Consider the following 1961-nt stretch of genomic DNA (forward strand, 5'->3'; position numbering starts at 1 on the left):
CCGTCGCGCTGGTGGCGGTGGTGCTCGCCGTCGAGGCGGCGCGGCACCTCGCCACCGTCTGCGTGCTCTGGGGAGTCGCCGTGGCGCTGCGGCTGCTGCGCCGGGGCGAACCGGCCGGGCGGCGGTGGGCGTTCGCCGGGATCGCCGCCGGCAGCGAGCTGCTCGGGGCCTGGGTGCTGCTGGCCGCCGGTGGAGTGACAGTGCTGGAGGCGTACACCCTGCCGGCCGCGGCGCTCGCTGTCGGAGCGGGTCTGTTGGCGCTGCGCACCCGGCCGGGGCTGACCAGCTGGCCGGCCCTCGGCCCGGGGTTGGTCGCGGCGTTGCTGCCCAGCCTCGTGTCGGTGCTGGCCGGGGCGGACCCGCAGCCGTGGCGGCGACTGCTCCTCGGCGCGGCGGCGACCGGCGCGGTGCTGGCCGGCGCGACCCGCCGGTGGCAGGCGCCGGTGCTGCTCGGCGGCGGGGTGCTGACGCTGTTGGCGCTGCACGAGCTGGCCCGGGGATGGGATCTGCTGCCCCGGTGGATCTACCTGGGGATCGGCGGGCTGGCGCTGGTCGGGCTCGCCGCCACCTACGAGCGGCGTCGCCGTGACCTGGCTCGACTGCGTGCCGCGGTGGGCCGACTGAGCTGAGTCGAACCAGTAGGGGTAGGGCCTGCCCTACCCCCCATTCGGGGGTTGTCGGGGTTACTCAGGGCTACCGCGATCGGGAGACTTGACATTAAGCCCGAACCACCCCGGTACGGGCGCAAGCGGAACGGGAGCAGCGATGGCGCTCGGAGCGGTGGCGGAACCGCCGGTACGACGGCGAGGCAGTGACTACGCACAGTTGTCCCGACGGATCAGCCAGGCAGGCCTGCTGGAACGGCGCCCCGGCTGGTATGTCACCCGCATCCTGCTCACCCTCGGGGCCTTCGTGGCCGGCTGGGTGGCCGTGTTCCTGCTCGGCGACTCCTGGTGGCAGCTTCCGCTCGCGGCAGTGATGGCAGTGGCCACCACCCAGGTCGCCTTCCTCGGTCACGACGCCGGGCACCGCCAGATGTTCCGTCGGCGTGGCCCCAGCGAGTTGGTGGGGCTGCTCGCCGGCAACGTGGCGGTGGGGATCAGCTACGGCTGGTGGGTCGACAAGCACAACCGCCACCACGCCAACCCGAACCACGAGGACGAGGACCCGGACGTCGGCGCGGGTGCCCTGGTGTGGACGCCCGAGCAGGCGTTGGAGACCCGTGGGTTCGGCCGTTGGATGGCTCAGCGGCAGGCGTACTTCTTCTTCCCCATGCTGCTGCTCGAGGGCCTGAGCCTGCACGTGGCGAGCATCCGGGCGATCGTCGGCCGGGAGGACGGCAAGTACACCGTCCCGATGCGGCGCCGGGCGGTCGAGGCGGCGTTGCTCGTCGCGCACACCGCCGCCTACGTGGCGCTGCTGTTGGCGGTCATGTCCCCGGTCAAGGCGCTGCTCTTCGCCGTCGTGCACCAGGCGCTGTGGGGCCTCTACATGGGCTGCGCGTTCGCGCCGAACCACAAGGGCATGCCGATGCCGACCGCCGAGGACGAGCTGGACTTCCTGCGTAAGCAGGTGCTGACCTCCCGCAACGTGCGCGGCAGCCGACTGGTGGACACCACGCTCGGCGGTCTCAACTACCAGATCGAGCACCACCTCTTCCCGAACATGCCCCGCGCCAACCTGCGCCGGGCCCAGCCGATCGTCCGCGCCTACTGCGTCGAGCAGGGCATCCCGTACGCGGAGACCGGGCTGGTCGAGTCGTACCGGCAGGCGCTCGGTCACCTGCACGAGGTGGGCCGGCCGCTGCGCGGCTGAACAGCACGGCCGATGCGCGGCTGACACGATATTGATCGGCGGGGGGGGGGGGGGAGGGTGGCCGCCCCCCCCCGCGGGACGGGGGTGGAGGAAGGCCCCCCCCCCCCCCCCGGGCCGGGCCGGGCGCCCCCCCCCCCCCCCCGGGG

1 protein-coding gene and 1 pseudogene are annotated in these 1961 nt (G+C 73.6%); both read left to right on the top strand.

All coding sequences use genetic code 11. The features are described 5' to 3' along the window. A pseudogene (locus tag ABZ794_RS33885) lies at nt 1–629 on the top strand (hypothetical protein); the annotation flags it as partial. Nucleotides 630–765: 136 nt separating this feature from the next. Further along, nucleotides 766–1815: an acyl-CoA desaturase gene (locus ABZ794_RS33890; protein ID WP_357519503.1), complete on the top strand. Its 1050-nt coding sequence runs from the start codon at nt 766–768 to the stop codon at nt 1813–1815. Nucleotides 1816–1961 lie beyond the last annotated feature (146 nt).

The organism is Micromonospora sp. NPDC047187, assembly GCF_040643355.1.
GTDB classification, from domain to species: Bacteria; Actinomycetota; Actinomycetes; order Mycobacteriales; family Micromonosporaceae; genus Micromonospora; species Micromonospora salmantinae.